Annotated in this window: 14 protein-coding genes; 11 read left to right on the top strand and 3 right to left on the bottom strand. The window is 71.7% G+C overall.

Annotated elements, in window-relative coordinates; all coding sequences use genetic code 11:
- The first annotated feature begins 193 nt into the window (after nt 1-193).
- The 3 genes from AB0N07_RS44765 to AB0N07_RS44775 are packed head-to-tail and all read left to right on the top strand — an operon-like array spanning nt 194 to nt 4012.
- Entirely contained in the window at nt 194-733 is a 540-nt protein-coding gene (locus tag AB0N07_RS44765; RefSeq protein ID WP_365845647.1) for a 2Fe-2S iron-sulfur cluster-binding protein, read from the top strand.
- A complete protein-coding gene (locus AB0N07_RS44770; protein ID WP_365845649.1) occupies nt 730-1725 on the top strand; it encodes a xanthine dehydrogenase family protein subunit M in 996 nt (331 codons plus the stop codon). The genes AB0N07_RS44765 and AB0N07_RS44770 overlap by 4 nt, the downstream gene beginning before the upstream one ends.
- Nucleotides 1726-1759: 34 nt before the next feature.
- Complete coding sequence (locus AB0N07_RS44775; protein ID WP_365845650.1) at nt 1760-4012, top strand: xanthine dehydrogenase family protein molybdopterin-binding subunit; 2253 nt, start codon at nt 1760-1762, stop codon at nt 4010-4012.
- A 209-nt stretch (nt 4013-4221) separates the two neighbouring features.
- Here AB0N07_RS44775 and AB0N07_RS44780 read toward each other — a convergent pair whose 3' ends face one another.
- Nucleotides 4222-4719 carry a nitroreductase family deazaflavin-dependent oxidoreductase gene (locus tag AB0N07_RS44780; protein ID WP_365845652.1) on the bottom strand — a complete coding sequence of 166 codons (498 nt, stop codon included), beginning with the start codon at nt 4717-4719 and terminating at the stop codon, nt 4222-4224.
- Nucleotides 4716-6239, bottom strand: coding sequence for a GMC family oxidoreductase (locus AB0N07_RS44785; RefSeq protein WP_365845654.1), 1524 nt, complete (start codon nt 6237-6239; stop codon nt 4716-4718). The genes AB0N07_RS44780 and AB0N07_RS44785 overlap by 4 nt, the downstream gene beginning before the upstream one ends.
- Before the next feature lie 80 nt (nt 6240-6319).
- On the opposite strand from AB0N07_RS44785, the gene AB0N07_RS44790 reads away from it, so the two are divergent.
- Nucleotides 6320-7774, top strand: coding sequence for a cytochrome P450 (locus tag AB0N07_RS44790; protein ID WP_365845656.1), 1455 nt, complete (start codon nt 6320-6322; stop codon nt 7772-7774).
- 123 nt (nt 7775-7897) lie between these two features.
- On the opposite strand, the gene AB0N07_RS44795 is transcribed toward AB0N07_RS44790, so the two are convergent.
- Complete coding sequence (locus tag AB0N07_RS44795) at nt 7898-8431, bottom strand: GNAT family N-acetyltransferase (RefSeq protein WP_365845658.1); 534 nt, start codon at nt 8429-8431, stop codon at nt 7898-7900.
- Nucleotides 8432-8776: 345 nt separating this feature from the next.
- Here AB0N07_RS44795 and AB0N07_RS44800 point away from each other — a divergent pair, with 345 nt between their 5' ends.
- The 7 genes from AB0N07_RS44800 to AB0N07_RS44830 all read left to right on the top strand — a co-directional run bounded on the left by AB0N07_RS44800 (nt 8777) and on the right by AB0N07_RS44830 (nt 17883).
- A complete protein-coding gene (locus AB0N07_RS44800) occupies nt 8777-9379 on the top strand; it encodes a DUF6230 family protein (protein WP_365845660.1) in 603 nt (200 codons plus the stop codon).
- The gene (locus AB0N07_RS44805; RefSeq protein WP_365845662.1) at nt 9376-9747 is read left to right on the top strand and encodes a DUF6114 domain-containing protein; all 372 of its coding nucleotides are present in this window, start codon (nt 9376-9378) and stop codon (nt 9745-9747) included. The genes AB0N07_RS44800 and AB0N07_RS44805 overlap by 4 nt, the downstream gene beginning before the upstream one ends.
- 1 nt (nt 9748) lies before the next feature.
- Nucleotides 9749-11623 (top strand): polyprenyl diphosphate synthase, encoded by a 1875-nt coding sequence (uppS, locus tag AB0N07_RS44810; protein ID WP_365845664.1) that lies wholly within the window; start codon nt 9749-9751, stop codon nt 11621-11623.
- The gene (locus AB0N07_RS44815) at nt 11620-12945 is read left to right on the top strand and encodes an FAD-dependent oxidoreductase (protein WP_365845666.1); all 1326 of its coding nucleotides are present in this window, start codon (nt 11620-11622) and stop codon (nt 12943-12945) included. Before uppS ends, AB0N07_RS44815 begins: the two co-directional genes overlap by 4 nt.
- A gap of 251 nt (nt 12946-13196) precedes the next feature.
- Entirely contained in the window at nt 13197-15521 is a 2325-nt protein-coding gene (locus tag AB0N07_RS44820; protein ID WP_365845668.1) for a relaxase domain-containing protein, read from the top strand.
- Between the two features lie 342 nt (nt 15522-15863).
- A complete protein-coding gene (locus AB0N07_RS44825) occupies nt 15864-16724 on the top strand; it encodes a replication-relaxation family protein (RefSeq protein WP_365845670.1) in 861 nt (286 codons plus the stop codon).
- Between the two features lie 199 nt (nt 16725-16923).
- A complete protein-coding gene (locus AB0N07_RS44830; protein ID WP_365845672.1) occupies nt 16924-17883 on the top strand; it encodes a hypothetical protein in 960 nt (319 codons plus the stop codon).
- The last annotated feature ends 743 nt before the right edge of the window (nt 17884-18626 follow it).

Below are 18626 nucleotides of genomic sequence, written 5' to 3' on the forward strand. Positions count from 1 at the left end.
GTGTGCTGCGGTGAGCCGGGCCGGCCGGACCGAACCTCAAATGTTGCTCTGAAGGTTCCGGCGACGGGATTCGCGTGCGGCCCGGCGACGGGGGCCGCGGGGTGCCCTGGAGTGGCCGGGACGTGTGAGGCGTCGCAGCCTGGATACGCGGTGTGCACGGACACTACGACCCGTCCGGAAGACCCTCCCTGCCATGACCAGCGAAAAACCGCTCGACCCGCACTCGGAGATCACCCTCCGGGTCAACGGCAAACCCCATACCCTGCTCGTCGACCACCGGCGGGTCCTGCTGGACCTGCTCCGCGAGGACCTGGGCCTCACCGGGTCCAAGAAAGGCTGCGACCACGGCCAGTGCGGCGCCTGCACCGTCCTGGTGGACGGGCGCCGCGTCAACGGCTGTCTGCTGCTCGCCGTCACCCTCGACGGCAGCGAGGTCACCACCATCGAGGGCCTCAGCGGCGACGGCGAGGAACTGCACCCCCTCCAGCGGGCCTTCCTGGAACGCGACGCCTTCCAGTGCGGCTACTGCACACCCGGGCAGATCTGCTCCGCCGTGGGCATGATCGCCGAGGCTGCTGCCGGTCACCCGTCCCACGTCACCGACCCGGCGGAGCCCTCCGGCCGGCCCGTGCCGCTGGACGGGACCGAGATCCGCGAGCGGCTCAGCGGCAACCTGTGCCGGTGCGGCGCCTATCCGCGCATTGTCGAGGCGGTGGAGGACGTGATCGGGTGAAAGGCTTCGGATACCTCAGGCCCACCGGCGTCGAGGAGGCCGTCGAGGCCTACGCGGCCCACCCTGGCGCCCACTACCTCGCCGGCGGCACCAACCTCGTCGACCTCATGAAACTCGGCGTGGAGACCCCTGGCGTCCTCATCGACGTCGGCCGGCTGCCGCTGGACTCGGTCGAGGAACTGCCGGACGGCGCGCTGCGCGTAGGCGCCACCGTCCGCAACAGCGATCTCGCCGCCCACCCGCTGGTCCGCGACCGCTACCCGGTACTGTCCCGGGCGCTCCTCGCGGGCGCCTCCGGACAGCTCCGCAACGCCGCCACGACCGGCGGCAACCTGCTCCAGCGCACCCGGTGCCCCTACTTCCAGGACCTCGACAAACCCTGCAACAAGCGGCAGCCGGGCAGCGGCTGTGGTGCCCGCGACGGTGTGCACCGCGACCATGCCGTGCTGGGCCACTCCCCGCACTGCATCGCCACCCACCCCTCCGACATGGCCGTCGCCCTGGCGGCCCTCGACGCCCGGGTCGAGCTGTACGGCGCCGAGGGCGGGCGCAGCATCCCGGTGGCCGACTTCCACCGGCTGCCCGGGGTCCGTCCGGAGCGGGACACCGAGATCCGTCCCGGTGAGCTGATCACAGGCGTCCTGCTGCCGGCCGGCCGGGCCGGTGTGCCCTCCGCCTACCGCAAGGCCCGCGACCGTGCCTCGTACGCCTTCGCCCTGGCCTCCGTGGCCGTCGTCCTGCGGGTCGCGGACGGCGTCGTGGACCAGGTGGGGCTCGCCTTCGGCGGCCTCGCCCACCGGCCCTGGCGAGCCCACCACGCGGAGACGGCGTTGCTGGGCGCGGCGGCGACCCCCGAGGCCTTCGAGGGCGCCGTGGCCCTGGAACTGGACCGCGCCGAGCCGTTGCGCGACAACGCCTACAAGGTGCCCCTGGCCCGCAACCTCGCCCTGGACGTCCTGAACCGCCTCGCCCCCGCACCCGCGACGGCCTGACCTCTTCCGGACCCGGCCGACCCCAGGAGAACCGATGGCGAACGACCCACTGGAGCACGGCGGCCCGCTCCCCGGGACCGGTCTGCCGCACGACGACCTCGTCACCCGCGCCGCCTCCGCCGCCTCGGGTGAATCCGACGAGGGCCGACAGCCTCATACCGGCGCCCTGGAACAGGACCCCCACCCCACCCCGCGCACCGGCACCGCCCTCGGGGCGCCCGCCGCGCGGCGGGAAGGGCGGGAGAAGGTCACCGGTAACGCCCGTTACGCCGCCGAGTACCCGGTGTCCGGCCGCGTCCACGCCTGGCCCGTGCCAGCGGCCGTGGCCCGGGGCCGGGTCACCGGCGTGGACACCTCGGCCGCGCTCGCGCTGCCCGGCGTCCTCGCCGTGCTGACCCCCGGCGACGCCCCGCGCCTCGGCGAGACGGACGACGCCACCCTCGCCGTCCTGCAGAACCGACACGTGCCGCACCGGGGCTGGTGCGTCGCCCTGGCTGTCGCCGAGACCCTGGAGGCGGCCCGCGCCGCCGCCCGGGCCGTCCGCGTCGGCTACGCCACCGAGCACCACGACGTCGTACTCCGCCCCGACCACCCGGACGCCTACGAGCCCGAAGGGGGCGCTCAGCCGGGCCGCCTCGAACACGGCGACCCGTACGGCGCCTTCGCCGCCGCCGACGTCCGCCTGGACACCGAGTACCGGGTGCCGCCCCTGCACAACCACCCCATGGAACCGCACGCGAGCACCGCGCACTGGGACGGCGACCGGCTGACGGTGTACACCTCCAGCCAGGGCAGCACGACCGTCCAGTCCGTGCTCGCCGGTCTCTTCGACCTGCCCGAGGAGCACGTCACCGTGGTGGCCGAGCACGTCGGCGGCGGCTTCGGCTCCAAGGGCACCCCGCGCCCCGACGTCGTCCTCGCCGCCATGGCCGCACGGCACACGGGCCGGCCGGTCACGGTGGCCTACCCCCGCGGATACATGCCCACCGTCGTCGGCCACCGGGCCCCCACCCTGCACCGGCTGCGCCTCGGCGCCACCGCCGACGGACACCTCACCGCGGTGCTGCACGAGGTCACCACGCACACCTCGCACGTCAGGGAGTTCGTGGAGCAGGCCGCGGTGCCGTCCCGCGTCATGTACACCGCCCAGCACCTGCTCAGCTCCCACCGGGTGGTGCCGCTGGACGTCCCCAGCCCGTCCTGGATGCGCGCCCCCGGCGAGGCCCCCGGCATGTACGCCCTGGAGTCGGCGGTCGACGAACTCGCCGGGGCCCTCGGCGTGGACCCCGTCGAGCTGCGGATCCGCAACGATCCGGAGAGGGAACCCGGCAGCGGCAAGCCGTTCAGCAGCCGGCACCTCGCCGAGTGCCTGCGCGAGGGCGCCCGCCGCTTCGGCTGGGACCGGCGTGACCCGCGCCCGCGCTCCCGGATCGAGGGCCCACTGCTCATCGGCACCGGAGTGGCCGCGGCGACCTACCCGGTCCTGATCCGGCCGTCGACCGCCACCGCCCAGGTCCTGCCCGACGGCACCTTCCTCATCAGGGTGAACGCGGCCGACATCGGCACCGGCGCGCGCACCGTCCTCGCCCAGGTCGCCGCCGACGCCCTCGGCGCGCCCCTGGACCGGGTGCGCACCGAGGTGGGCCGCAGCGACCTGCCCCCGGCGTCGCTGGCCGGCGACTCCTCCGGCACCGCCTCATGGGGCTGGGCCGTGCACGAGGCGTGCGCCGCCCTGGCGGCCCGGCTCGCCGAGCACCCGGGTCCGCTGCCCGCCGAGGGTCTCCTGGTCCGTTCCGACACCGCCGGCCGGGCGGACGCCGACTCCCCGTACGCCCGGCACGCCTTCGGCGCCCACTTCGCCGAGGTCGCCGTCGACACCGTCACCGGCGAGGTACGGGCCCGCAGGATGCTCGGCGTCTTCGCCGCCGGGCGGATCCTCAACGCCCGCACCGCGCGCTCCCAGTTCGTCGGCGGCATGATCATGGGCCTGGGCATGGCCCTGACCGAGGGCAGCACCATGGACGCCCCGTTCGGCGACTTCACCGAGGCCGACCTCGCCTCCTACCACGTGCCCGCCCACGCCGATGTCCCCGGCATCGAGGCCGACTGGATCGAGGAGGACGACCCGCACCTCAACCCCATGGGCAGCAAGGGCATCGGCGAGATCGGCATCGTCGGGACCGCCGCCGCCCTCGGCAACGCCGTCCACCACGCCACCGGCATCCGGTTCCGCGAACTCCCCCTCACCCCGGACCGCGTCCTCACCGGCTTGCTGGCCGAACGGTGACGACCGCGACGAGGGACCCGGAAGGGGAACCGCCCGAGTGCCGGGACTGCTGTGGGAGGTCGGATTCCCGGGCGGGCAGCGGTCGTTGCGAACCGTGTGCCGGGCGGTGGCGGATGGTGTCCCAGGCCACATCTTGATCGCTTCGGCGGCGATGAGCCGTGCCACCGTGATTCACCTGGACGAGCGTCTGTCCTCTGCCGGTTGTGTGCTCATGCCTGAGCGGGGCCATCGGCGGGTGGGGCGGTGATCGGGGTGAGGCTGAAGACGCGGATGTCCCGGCCGGCGCGGGCGGCGTAGGTGTCGTAGAAGGGGATGGCCAGCAGGATGCGGTTGCGCTGCTGTTCCTTTTCGTGGACGGTGAGTTGGCGGGCCCTGACCTGCCAGGAAAGTCCCTGGGCGGTGACTGTGGCGTGGGGGCAGTGCAGGAGGTTGGTGCTCCAGGCCGGGTGGTGGGACCGGCCGAAGTTGCTGCCGACTACCAGCCAGGTTCCGTCTGCCGCGCGATGCGCGGCCAGGGGGGTGGCGCGTGGGGTTTTGCTGCGGTGGCCGGTGGTGCCCAGCACGATCGTGTTCAGGACGAGTCTGCTAGGCAGGAGTCGGCCCCGGGTCAGGCGGTGGATGAACAGGTCGCAGCGCGGCAGCACATGAGGGGCGATACGGAGGACGACACGGCTGGTGGCGAGGCGGACGAACAGAGGGTGGGTCACAGGGCGTCCTCCGTCTTCGGGGGCGGTACGCGCCGGTACGGCTCGCTCTGGGCGGGGCGTTGATCGGGATGGCCCACGTCGGGCCAGGCGGCGCAGGCTCGTTCGGCCATCGCGGTCACGGTGAGTGCGGGATTGACGCCGAGGTTGCCGGGTACGGCGGAGGTGTCGGTGATGTGCAGGGTCGGGTAGCCGTGGATGCGGTGGTAGAGGTCGGCGACGCTGGTGGCGGGGTCGCTGCCGATCGGGCAGCCGCCCAGCAGATGGGCGGTGACCGGCAGGCCCAGGGCTGTGTTCCACAGCAGAGCGGCCCGACCGCCGATCTGCTGTGCGTAGTGGTGCGCCACGGCCTCGGCCGTGGCCAGTCGTACCGGCTCGGGTTGTGGGCTTCCTCGGTGGAGGGTCAGCCTTCCGCGTCGGTAGCGGCTGGTCAGGTGGGAGTCGCCCTGCTCCATGGCGAAGAGTACGGCGGTACGACGGCCGAAGGTCCGCCAGGAGAGGCCGGCCGTTCGCGTGAGCAGTGCGGCCGGATGGGAGCCCGGTCCGAGTCGGCACAGCTGGACGAGGAGGTCCGGGTGCGGTCGCAGGGCGGAGCTGATCGCGACGCCGGGCCCGGTGTCGAAGCCTTCCGCGGACACGGCGGCGAACACCTCGCGGTTGGTGCGGGTGCGTGTGCCCAGCGCGGGTGACAGTTTCGGCAGGTGGGGCCGGGAGCGGTGCAGGAGTTCCGCGGTGCCCCAGGCCCCGGCCGCGAGAATGACCTGATGCGCCGACAGTACTGCGCGGTGCCGGGCGATACCGGTGCCGTGGCGCGTGTGCACGCGCCAGCTCCCGTCCGGTTGCGGTACCAGTGTCCGGGCCTCGGTCAGGGGCCGGATGTCGGCTCCGGCCCGTTCGGCGAGGTGCAGGTAGTTGTGGTCCAGGGAGTTCTTCGCCCCGGCGCGGCAGCCGAGGGTGCACCGGCCGCACTCCGAGCAGCCTGCGCGGGCAGGGCCCCGGCCGTCGAAGAAGGGGTCCGGCACTGCTCGGCCGGGTGGGCCGAAGTGGATGCCGACCCGGGTGGCCTGGACACCGCCGGGCACCCCGAGAGCGTCGGCCGCTCGACGCAGGGCGTCATCCCCTGCCGCCTGCCTGGGGACGGGTGTGGTGCCCAGCATCCGTTCCGCCAACGCGTAGTGGGGGGCGAGTTCGCCCTCCCAGTCCAGGGACGGATCCCAGCAGAGGTCACGGAAGACGGTCGCGTCGGGCCGGTAGTGCACCCCCGCGTAGACGAGGGACCCGCCGCCGACTCCGATGCCCGTCAGCGCGGCGAGCCGACGCCGTACCCGCAGGCGGGCGATGCCGCGCCAGCCGAGCCAGGGCGCCCACAGCAGACGGTGCGCCTGCCAGGGGGAGGTGGCGAAGTCCTCCGGCCGCCACCTGCGCCCGGCCTCGAGGACCGTGACGCGGTAGCCCTTCTCCGCCAGCCGCAGCGCCGCGACGCTTCCGCCGAACCCGGAGCCCACGACGAGCACCTCGTGCACAACACCCCACCCCGCCTTCCGCTACGGCCGGTACATTACCGATCACAGCATGTGCGCATAATCCGATACAGAGAGGGCCCGTGGCTGTTTCCGTGCCTCCCACCCCCGTCCCGACCGCTCCTGGAGCACTGCCCCTGCTCGGGCACGGCCTGAAGCTCCTGTGCGACCCGCTCGGCTTCATGACGTCACTCAACGAACTGGGCCCCTTGGTGCGGATGCGGGGCCCGGCCTTCACGCCCGACGTCTATCTCGTCAACTCCCCGGAACTCCTTCACCAGGTCCTGGTGGCCGACGCCCGCAGCTACTCCCAGGCACGCATCACCGCCGGAATCGGCTCCCAGTTCGGCGTCAGTCTGGTGATGGACATGAGCTTCGACGGGTTGACACTCTTCGCCTCACACCTCCGGCACCGTCGTGCCGTGCAACCGGCGTTCCACCCCTTCCGGATCGCCGCCCGGACACCGGCGATCCGGAAGGCCGCGCAAGAGGCCGTCGCCGGCTGGGCTCCGGGCGCAACCATCCGCGTGGACAAGGAGATGGCCCGCCTCGCCTACCGCGTCAACGCCCGCGCCGTATGCGGCGACACACCGGCCCTCGACCGGGTGAATGCCGAACTCGCGGCCCTGAGTTCCCGGACCACCACCGGCATGTACTGGCGCCTCGCCCTCCCAGCACTCGCCCACGTCAGGCACGTACCCGGCACGGGAAGGTTCCTGCGAGCGCTGTCCGGCCTGCGCACCGCCGTAGCAGCCTCCCTGGTCCACCACCGCAGCCAGGGTGCGGCCGGCGACGACGTCCTCTCCCAGCTCCTGCGGGCCCGCTACCCCGACACCGACGAGCCGCTCGACGACCAGCAGATCATTGCCGACACACTGTTCCTGCTCTGGGCCGCGACGCACGGCCTCAAGGATGTACTGCCCCACGTTTTCTACGAGTTGGCGCTGCATCCCGACATCGAACAGCGGATGCACGAGGAGATCGACTCCGTCCTCCAGGGGCAGCCCGTGCAGGCCGAGGACCCGCCCGCGCTCGACTACACCCGGCGGGTCGTCAAGGAGACCCTGCGCCTGCACCCCGCTCCCTGGATGCTGGGCCGGCGCGCCCTCGTCCCCGTACGCCTCGGCACGGCCGAACTCCCGGCCGGCACCGAACTCGCCTACTGCACCTACGCGGTACACCGCAATCCCGCAGTCCACCCGGACCCACTGCGTTTCGACCCCGACCGCTGGCTGCCCGACCGCGCGAGGAGCCTGGCACGCTGCTCCGACATCGCCTTCGGCGCGGGGGTGCGCAAGTGCATCGGCGACGCCCTGACGATGAACCAGATCCTCACCGCCGTGGCCACCATCGCTGCCCGCTGGCAACTGCGCACCGTACCGGGACACCGCTACCGGCCACGCGCCCGCATCGTCATCTCCCCCGGCCCGCTGCCCATGACCTGCCACCCCCGCGCCCGCCGACCGGACGAGAACCCCGCCCTCACTCGCTCCGTGTCGCCGGCAGACATGCGCGGCTCGGAAGGACATCCACATTGAAGCCTTCCTGGCCTATCAGGGGGAGGGCGCCGCCCCGGAACGCATCGCCGCCGTGTGGACGCTCATGAAATCGGGGTCTGGCCGCAGTTCCGTGAACGTGCATGATCCGACGGCACAGCCGGTTCACCCGTGGAACTCGGTGAGATCGATGCTGTGAACGCTCAGCGCAAAGCCGTACATCGGGTGTGTCGTCTCGTGCTCCGGCGCCATGCCGAGCTTGCGGATGACGTTCTCGGAAGCTTCGTCACCCAGACGGCTGATACTGATGACGCGGTCGAGTCCACGGTCCTGGAGCGCGAACTCAAGCGTGGCGTGGGCGGCTTCGGACGCGTACCCCTGGCCCCAGAACTGTGAGCCGAGTCGCCAGCTGATCGCCACAGCGGGCTGCACCTCCGGCAGGAACTCGGGCACGGACAGACCCGTGAAGCCCGCGAGTTCGCCCGAGGCCAGCAGCTCGACGGCGAAGATACCGAAGCCCTCCTCGTCCCACTCCTCCTCCCACCGTTCGATGTCCTGCGCCGTGCTGTCCAGGTCGCGCACCGAGCCGTCGTCGATCCAGCGCATGACCTGCGGGTCCGCGTTGATGTCCGCCATAGGCGCAAGGTCGTCGTCATGCCAGCGGCGCAGGAGGAGGCGGGGGGTGCGGATCTCGGTCATGGCGGCCATCCTGCCGAAGGCAAGCGTCTCATCGGTAATCGGCGCTCGACTGTGGTGCCGCCCACGGACCGCGCGGCATCAGGCCACCTGCGCCGCGCACCGAGGCGGGCCAACAGTCGGGCCGGGAACTGGGGGGAGCGGACGAGGCGCTTCGGCAGCATGGTCGAGAGGGGAGACCGATTTGGCAGCAGCCTGGCGTGGCTCGAAGATCGTTCACAGCCACGAGGCCCGGTGGGTGAACGTCACCCCGGGTATCCATACCCGGCGAGGCAACCGGCCGCGGTGTCGTATCAGTCGATCGTGGGCTTGGCGGTACTTCGGTCCGGGACGGTCGTTGGGCTGGTCGTGATCGATAACGACTTCCCCGTGCGGACATGCGGCGGGCGCACGAGCCGCTGGCGGTTCGCTCTGGCGCTGACTCCCCTCCTCGTCGGTGCCTCCGCCCTGCTGGCCGGGAGCGCTGCGGGAGCCGTATCGGTGGCCTTTGCCGGGGAGGTTCCTGTCACGGTGCATGCCGCGCGGGTGTCCGGGTCGGGTGTGTCGGCCTCCCCGGGCGCCTCGGGCCGTGGCGGGCTGCTGCCGGCGCTGACCACGCGGATGGAGCAGGCCAGCGTGGAGGACGCCTGCGTCACCTCTACCGCCCACCTGCCGGTCGTCGGAGCGGTGACGGTCGTCGTGCGTATCGAGCACGCCTCTGCCTCTGGCCTGACGGTGGAGGCGGGCAAGGCGACAGCCGGGTCGGTGAAGTTCTCCGGCGCGAGGTTCAGCACCCCGCAGGTGTCCGTGCAGGAGCCCACGGGACTGTTCACCGTCGGCGCGCAGAGGGTCAATGGCACCGCGGTGACCACACAGCCGCATGCCTTCACCGCCGGGACGATCACGTCCCGGGGTGTCACCATCGATCTGCGCCGGACAGCGGGCGGCTGCAAGCCGGGACCCACCCGATGACCACGGCGATGCGACCCGGGTGGCGTCGGGGCCGGCCGTTCGCGGCGGGGCTGCTGCTGGGCCTCGGCGGACTTGAGCTGATCTGCGTCTCCTGGGTGGGGCTGGGCTTCCTGCGGTTCACCGGCACCGCGGGCGCCGCCTCGTGGGCCCTCGGTGCGCTGTTCGTCGTCGCGGGTATGACGACGTGGCGCAACCCCGCCCTGCGCTACTTCTCCGGCGTCCTGGCCGCAGTGCTGTCCCTGGTCAGCCTGGTCGCCGCCAACCTCGGCGGCCTGCTGCTGGGCTTCCTGCTCACCGCCGTCGGCAGTGCCCTGACCCTGGCATGGATCCCCCAGCAAGCACCTTCGACCCCAGAAGAGGAGGCGTGAGGTGACTTCTCCCGCCGTGCCCGCCGCCGTCGTCTACCGGCGCAGCGGCATCCATGCTGCGGAGCTGCGCCGCGGCTACGAGGCGTGCCGCCGCGCCACCCGCGCGACGGGCGAGATCGAGTACGCCGTCTCGCTGCTGCTGCCGCCCCCGCTGCGGACCGCGACCTGGGCGCTGTACGGCGCCGTCCGGGCCGTGGACGACCTGGCCGACGCAGTCGGATCCGCCGGCGAGGCGGATCCCGGGCGAGCCGGGCGGCTGGAAGCGTGGATCTCGGCGTTCGACGCGGACCTTCGCGAGGGCCGCGGCAGCGACCCGGTGCGGCAGGCACTGATCCACACCATGCTGACCTGGAACCTGGCGCCGGGATTCCTGCACACCCTGTTCGAGGAGCTCCGCCAGGACGTTAACGGACGGCAGTTCACCACCTGGCAGGAGTGGCGGCACTACAACAGCCTGATCAACACACCGCTCGTGCTGCGCGCGGGCTCACTGCTGCTACGGGCCGCGGGCCTGTCCGCCGAACCGGAGGCGATCGCCGCAGGCGTGCCGGACGCGGCCATCGCCTGCCACACCGCCGTCGAGGCGATCTACCTCACTGACGCCCTCGTCGACCTCTGCGACGACCTCGACCGCGGCCACGTGGCGCTGCCGCAGGAAGCCCTCGACGAGGCCGGCGTACGCCGGACAGACCTGCTGGCCCGGCGCGCCACCCTGGCGTTCGAGGAACTGGTGCGCCGCCTGGCCGGCCGGGCCCGCGCAGGGCTGGACCGCACCCCGCTGCCGCCGGTGGTGCATCCGGCGGTCGGCATCGCGCTCGGCGCCTACACCGACCTTTACCGGCTGCGCCTGAAGACCGCGGCCGACGCCCCCGCCGCGCTGCTGCACCGCCGCCCGGCCCTGCCGAGAGGCGCCCGGTTGCGCCTGCTGCTGCCTGCCCGGGCGAAGGCCGCGCTGGCCTGGGCCCTGTTCCCCTTCCCCGTCCAGCCCTGCCCGCCAGAACTCGCACCGGCAGCGACGCCCGAAGGGCCCGGCGGGGCCGAAGCGACGCGCTCGCCCGCCGGCCAGCGGCACCCGCCCGTCGCTCCGCCTCCCCACCCCTCGGGCGTCCGCCCGCCCCAACTGCCCGGCGAAGCCATGCCGCGCCACGTCGCGATCGTGATGGACGGCAACGGCCGCTGGGCCACCGCCCGCGGCCTGCCCCGCACCGACGGCCACCGGCAAGGAGTCGAGGCACTGGTCGACGTCGTCCACGGTGCACTGGAGATCGGTCTGCAGTACCTGACTGTGTACGCGTTCTCCACCGAGAACTGGAAACGCCCGGCCGACGAACTGCAGACCCTGATGTACGAGATTCCCCAGGTCGTGCGTCGCCTGGTGGACGAGAAACTGGACCTCCGCGTGCGCTGGGCCGGCGCGCGCTCCCGCCTCCCGGCCGATGTCATCGAGCAACTCCTCCAGGACGAGCGGACCACCCGTGACCGCACCGGACTGACCCTGACTATGTGCGTGAACTACGGCGGCCGCGCCGAGATCACGGCAGCCGCAGCGAAACTCGCCCAGGAAGCGGTCGCCGGAAGAATCGACCCCGGCTCCGTCTCCGAGCACGCCTTCGCCCGTCACCTGCACGTCCCCGAACTGCCCGACGTCGACCTGCTGCTGCGTACCGGCGGCGACCAGCGGACCTCCAACTTTCTTCCCTGGCAGGCCACCTACGCCGAGCTGCTGTTCCTCGACACCCCCTGGCCCGCAGTGGACCGCCGCACCCTGTGGGACGTGATCGAACAGTACGCGCGGCGCACCCGCCGCTACGGCTCCGTTCCCCGCCTGCCCGCCCAGACCGGCCCCGTGAGCGGCCAAGGAGCACCGACAACGTGAGCCACGTGGTCATCCTGGGCGGCGGACTGGCGGGCACCCTGGCCGCCGCGGCAGTGGCCCCGTATATGGACAAGGTGACCGTCCTCGAACGCGACGCCCTGTCCTCTGGACCCGCCGCGCGGCCAGGCGTTCCCCAGGCACGCCACAGCCACATGCTCTGGTCGGGCGGGGCGCAGGCCGTCGAATCTCTGGTGCCGGGCACGATCGAGCGGTTGCTCGTCACTGGAGCCCGCAAGATCCAGATGACCGCCGACGCCGCGTGGCTGGCGGGAAGCGGCTGGCTGCGCCGAACTCCCGGACGGCACTACGTCATCACGTGCAGCCGAGACCTGCTGGATTGGGTGCTGCGGGAACAGGCCCTCCTTACTGCACCCGAGATCTCCCTGCGCACCAGAACACAGGCCATAGGCCTCGTGGGCAGCTCACAGCGCGTCACGGGCGTCAGCGTTCGCGACCACGTCACCGGCGCCACCGAGACTCTTCACGCCGACCTGGTCGTTGACGCGACAGGCCGCACATCCAAGGCAGGACACTGGCTGACCGAGTTGGGCCTGACCGCCATCCCCGAGACCGTGGTGAACTGGCGGGCCGGCTATGCCAGCCGACGCTTCCGCGCCCCGAGCAACATGGACCGGGCGTTCCCTCTCGTCCTCATTCAGCCGGACTTCCTCACCACGGGACCCGTGCGAGCCGCCGGTGTATGGCCGATCGAAGAGGGACAGTGGCAGGTCACGCTACTCGGTGCCCACGGCGGCGAACCGGACGCCAGACAGAAGCGACAGGAGGGCTTCGCCGCCTTCGCACGCAGCGCACGCCATCCACTCGTCGCCGACCTCATCGCCCACGCCGAACCCCTCGGCCCCGTCCATCTGGTACGCCACATGCGATGGCGCCGCCGCCACTGCACCGGACTCGCGCACAGATGGCCCGACGGCTTCGCCGTGCTCGGTGATGCCGCTGCCACCTTCAACCCCGTGCTGGCCCAGGGCATGGCCGTCGCGGCCCTCAGCGCCGTCGCACTGCGCGAACAACTCCACCACGGGCACCAGCCGGCCTTCAGCCGCCGTCTCCAACAGGCCATCGACCGCACCACTCGCCGGGCCTGGACCACCGGCCAGGTCCTCAACCTGCTCTACCTCGCCCCGAAGCCCTCCCTCGCCGTACGCCTCATCCGCCGCTGCGCCGTACGGGCCTTCGACGCGTCAAGCGACTGGCCGGTCCTGCACAACGCCCTCTACGACGTCCTGTCGTCCTCCGCCCCCATCACCACCGTCCTCGCCCCACGGCCAGTGCTCGCCGGCATCTGGGGCCGCCGGCGGTAATCATCGCCGGGGCCGCCGCTGGAACGGGCGACACCATCTCCGTGTTCTGCGGTACCCCAAGCAGCCGGTCGCGCGCGTACGGGGCGGTCCCACGACCCGTCCCATCGCAATCGAACAGAGGGGTAACCGCTCCGTGACTGCTGCCCCGGATCGAATCTTTCCTCGCAGACCTGGAGCGGAAGGACACCGATGACGTCCGAGAAGGGACAAGATCATGAGACAGAAATGCCGTGTCCCTCAAATGAGACGGCATGGAAGGCCCAGGCCGCTTCAGCGGAACGGGACATTCCAAATGCGGGCCTACATACGCGCTGGACACGGTCCGGCTCTACAAGCACATCGTGGCGGCCGACGCGCTGTACACCTTGGAGATGACCACCGAGGTGTGCGAGAAGCTCGGGCTGGCGACCGTGCCGCGGGAGGTGACGCCGGGCCTGCGCCCGGTGATGGAGATAGCCGGGCTCGACCAGGAGCTCATCGACTGGTCCTCCACCCGCCGCAAGCGGATCGAGGACGTACTCGAGGGCATCACCGACGAGTACGTGAAGAAGCACGGTCATCTGCCCGGCGAGCGAGCCCGCCACGGTCTGGCGTGGTGGGCGGCGCAGGAGAGCCGCCCGGACAAGAAGACCCCGCGCCCGCTGGACCAGTTGCTCGCGTGGTGGCGTGTCTCCGCGCTCCTGAAGTTCGGGCAGCGGATGGTCGACGGGCTGCTTCAGCGGTGCCAGGCGGCCGGGGCGGCGATCCGGGCCCGGGTGGGGCCATGGGTGGACACCGCGCTCGCCACGGTCGATGTCGCCGCGGTCGTCTTCACCATGCGCGGCATCTTCGCCCGCCGCCACGTCCTGGCCGAAGCGCGCCGGCACCTGCTGGAGACCCTGCGCGGCCGCGCCTATGTGCCCGGCATCGACAGCCACATCGCCGACCGGGCACTGGAGCGCTACGGCCGTCAGCTCACCGTGCCGCAGAAGGGTCGGCGGACCCCGGCACCGGATCAGCTCTCCTACACCGCCGACTTCGCCTGGCCCATCCGCTGGTGGATCGTCGGCGCCGATGGGAAGCCGCCGCGGGAGTCGTCCCGGTACGAGCGGGCCCGGGTCGCCAGCCTCGCCCTGCAGAACGCGATCCGCGCCGCCCTCACCGACCCGCCCGCCGTACGGGATGAAACTCCGGCTTCAGCCACGCCGCCGGTCGGCGACCACGACCAAGGCGCCCCGCACGCCGTCGACCAGCCCGGCCGGGATACCGCTTTGACTCCAGCGCAGCGGGCCGCAGCCATCCAGGCTCACCAGCAGGCCGCGATGCCGCAGGAGTATCTGGAGGGCCGCACGACGGACCCCGCGACCTGGATGACCTCGCCGCAGAACCTCGCCCGTATCGCCGCGCACACCCGCGCATCAGAGGCTCGCGGCCGCATGGTCGAAGAGCAGGCGAACCAGACGAAGCAGGCGCAGCCGGCCCCGGCCGTGCGACCCGGGCAGCCAGCAGCAGCACACGCACCAGCCCAGCCAGGGCGGGGGAGCGGCACCCGGCCGCTGAACGGGCCGCGGCCGTCCGGCGGGACGGGAGACGAAGTCGCCGGGTCAGCTCCCGGGATGTGGCCGGCGCCCACGCCCCGGCACCGGCCGGGAGCAGTGAGGGTGCGGGAAACCCACCGATGCACGGAGGCCCGCATGGTTGACCCGACCCCGCCGTACCTCTCGCCGGAGCTACTGGAGCGGCTCCGGCAGCTCACCGACGCGGCCCGGCTGCGAGCGGCGCTGTACCCGACCCCGAAGCCGCAGCAACGCCGCGCTCGCGGCAGTAGCCCGGCGGCCGGCCGAATCCATGGCGGGTCGCGCGCCTGCGCCGACGTCACCAGCAGTGAGCGCGGGACATCCCGGCACCCGGTGCGCGCACCGATCCGGGGATGCGCACCATCCGGTGGGGGAGTGCGCTGCATCGTGCACAACTCATCGCGCCGCGCGCACCCGGTGCGCGCCAGTGCCCCGGGGACTCGGGGTGTCCGGCGCGCATGGCGCGCGGCCATACCCGTGCGGTGGCTCTACGATCCGCCTGTGGGACAGACCCCGGCACAGAAGGCCGCCAAGGCGGCACGCGGGCCAGCAGCCGAAGAAGAGGCCCGGCAAGGCGCAGCGCGAGGCGATCAAGCAGGCGCAGGCCGCGAAGAAGAAGGCGGGCGGCGGGAAGCCGGCTGCGAAGAAGACCGCGGCGAAGAAGGCGGTGCCGCTGCCGCGCGGCTCGGTCCGGGCCGCCTACCCGGGCACCTGCCCGGCCTGCTTCAGGGACTACGGCAAGGGCGAGGTCATCACGAACGTGACCGACGGCTGGGGACACCCCGGCTGCGCCCCTCGGCAGCTCTCCGCAGCCGAGCGGGAGTTCGCCCGGAACAAGGCCCGGATCGAGAGCGGCGAGACGTTCCGTGGCCAGAAGCCCTCGGACTGGCGGCGCGGAGCCTCGCCGTCCAACACCCGTCCCGCCCGCTGAACATCAGCCGGGCCGTGTGGCGTCGGCCACGGACAAACCCGCTCGACATGGGGATGGTCAAGGAGGAATCGGACAACCGTCGCCGCTGATCGTCAGACAGCGGACAAGGGGTGCTTCCTCACGGTGAGCCTGGCTCGCACGTCCTTGTGCGTGCGGGCCGGACCTGTCACCGATCCGGCCCTGTACGACCGGGGAGATCCGAGGACGCGATGACCACCGCACCCACCCCGCACACTCCGCCGGCCCCGGCGGACACCGCTGCGACGGCGAGCCCTGTGGCAAGCCCCGCTCCCAGCCCCGCAGCACCGAGCCGCCGTCTGACCGTTGTCGCTGATCAGATGCCCGATTCACCCGCCCCGGCCGGTTGCAACTCCTCTTCTCCTACTACTGATGTAGCTGGAGAAGCATCCCGGGCCCGCAAGGCGGCGGCGATGAAGGCCGGAGCGGAGATCCGCGGCGAGGTACTGCTCACCCTTGCTCAGCTGCGCCTGGCCACACCCCGCCAGCTCAAGGCGCTGCTGCTGCCCCACCAACAGGACACCGACCACGTCCGGCGCGCGCTGCGCAACCTGCTCGCCGAATCCCCGGCATTGGTCGGCCGGACCCACCGCGCCCAGCAGAGCTACTGGTACTGCACCCCGGCGGGCCTCGCCGAAGCCGCCGCCTCCGGCGAACTTCAACCGAGGGCCGGCCGGACCACCAGGAAGCGCATCGCCGCCAGCAAGGCGGGTCTTCGGGAACACGGCCTCGCCCTGGTCGACACCGTCGTCGCCTTCCACCAGGCGGAGGCGGCCGACCACGCCGACTGGCAGGTGGAAGTCGCCCACCCCACTCCGGCCGGGAACCGGGTGCCCGACGGCGTGGTGCTCCTGGCCAACGGCTCCAGCGCGTTCGTGGAGATCGACCGCACCATGTCCTACGCCCGCCTGGTCGCCAAACTGGAGCGCTACGACGCCTACCGCAACGCGCCGGCGACCGGACGCGGCAACGCTGCCCGGGCCCCGCGCAGCCATTGGCAGGAGACCTACGCGGGGCCGTCCTTGAACCGGCCCTTCCCGCCGGTGCTGTTCGTCTTCGTTCCCGCCGCGCGTCGCGCGGCTCCGGCGACCCGGGAAGCGGCCTTCCACAAGCGCGCCCAGCGCATCGACGGCGTGAACTACCGGATCATCGTGGCGACCACGACACTGGCACAGCTGACCCAGCACGGGCCCGATGAGCCGGTGTGGCGCGTGGCCGGCCGCGGCGCGGGGGAGGAGCGCTGCCCCCTGAACGCGCTGCCGAAGGCGCGCTGAGCACTGCGGCCCGGCCCGGCCTGCGTGAGCGGAGGCACGGGCCGGGCCCGCCGTCCCGCGGGCGTTGTCGGTGGCGGCTGCAAGGCTGGACGGCATGAACGGAGACGAACAGCTGCTGCGCGGCCGGGTCTACGGCTCGTTGACTGAACTAAGATGGACGTTTTCGCAGGTCAGGCGCCTTGTCTGCTAATTTCCCGGGGTGCCTGAAACAAGAGGTCCCGGGAGGGATCTGTCGACGTTCGAGCTGCCTGAGATCGGCAAGCTGTACGAGACGGGTGATCCGTGGGAGCCGTACCGACTCCTGGACCCCGGCGGCGGTCCAGTCCAGCCTGTCGCGCTGTACTTCAAGGATCTGCTCGCGAGCCACACCCCCGCCACGACTCTGCGGTCGTACGGGAACGATCTGCTGCGGTGGTGGCGGTTCCTGTGGGTTCTCGGCATCGAGTGGGACAGGGCGACCCGGACGGATGCCCGCGACTTCATGCTGTGGATGCAACTGGCGGACAAGCCGGTTCGCGTGCACTGGCGCCACCGCGGAATACCGGACGCGAAACCGCCGGTTCGCCCGACAGACAAGCCCGCACCCGGGACGCCGAACCCGGTGACCGGCAAGACAACCGTCGGGAAGAAGTACGCCAAGAGCACACAGGCCCACTGCGAGACCGTGCTGCGGACGTTCTACGACTTCCACCTGGATGCCAACTCCGGTTCGCTGCTGCTCAATCCCTTCCCCCTGGACCGCTCGCGTCGCAAGAGCCGGGCGAACGCCCACCACAACCCGATGGACGAGTTCAAAAACGAACGGAAGGGCCGCTACCGCCCCACCGTTCCGGAGCGGATCCCGCGCCGAATACCGGACGACAAGTACACCGAGGTCTTCGCGGGCCTGCGCTCGCACCGTGACCGGGCTCTGCTGGCCTTCTGGGTTTCCACCGGCGCCTTGCGCAGGGCGAACTCGTCGATGCCCAGCACCCGCGGGATGGCCGGCGTCGGCACCGGCATGCGCATCAGGCAGTTCAGGACGGTCGCCCAGGACAGCGCGCAGTGCAGCACGGCCAGCAGCCGGGCCCCGGCCGTCCCGCCAGCGCGACGGCCACCGCGTTCACCACACGCTGCAGGGCCGGGGTGCGCCGTTGGTAGCGTACCGTCAGCCCGGTGACCTGCTCGGCGAAGGTGGCCTTGGGGCACTCGGAGTTCTCGCAGTACAGGCGGCGCACCGACAGGTCGATCACGACGGCCCGGCCGCCGACCGCCTCGTCCGCGACATGCCGCACGTACCGGGAGTGCTCCCAGTTCGAGTCGTCGCGCACCCCGGGCAGACAGCTGCAGCCTCGTCCCGGGTCCGCGCCGTGATCCGCAGCAGATCACCGCCGGCCTCCACCTTCTCGACCCGTACCGCGGCCAGCTGCGGCAGCAGGTCCTCCAGTCGAATCTCACACACCACCAGGATGACGCCGCCAACCAGCCGACACCACGGGCCAATTGGCGCGATCACCGGATACGAAAGTCTTTGAAGACCCATTGGCTGGATAGACCCGAGCGTGGGCGGAGGGACAACGGGCACCTCGACAGCTGCATCGATCGGCGGAACCATCCGAGCATGCCCGTTGATCACGCTGTCGCACCGGGAAACTCCAAGATCCCCGGCAGAGTCAAGCTGAGACATCCATGCCCTATAGCCACCGCCGTGCCGCGTCGCGCTGTCGTACGGCTCCGGCAGCAGGATCCCGAACGTTGTGCGCGCACGCGTCAGCCACGACGGGAGGCACAGCAGCAACATCAAGCACCGCGTCGGGAATGCTCGCGTGGGAGTGTAAATCTAACGGCGGATCCGACGATCATGGGAGTGACGTCAAATGACTGATACCGCCGTGGAGTTGGAGACCGTGGAGCCTGTCGAGA

This window comes from Streptomyces sp. NPDC051172 (genome assembly GCF_040682555.1).
Lineage (GTDB): Bacteria > Actinomycetota > Actinomycetes > Streptomycetales > Streptomycetaceae > Streptomyces.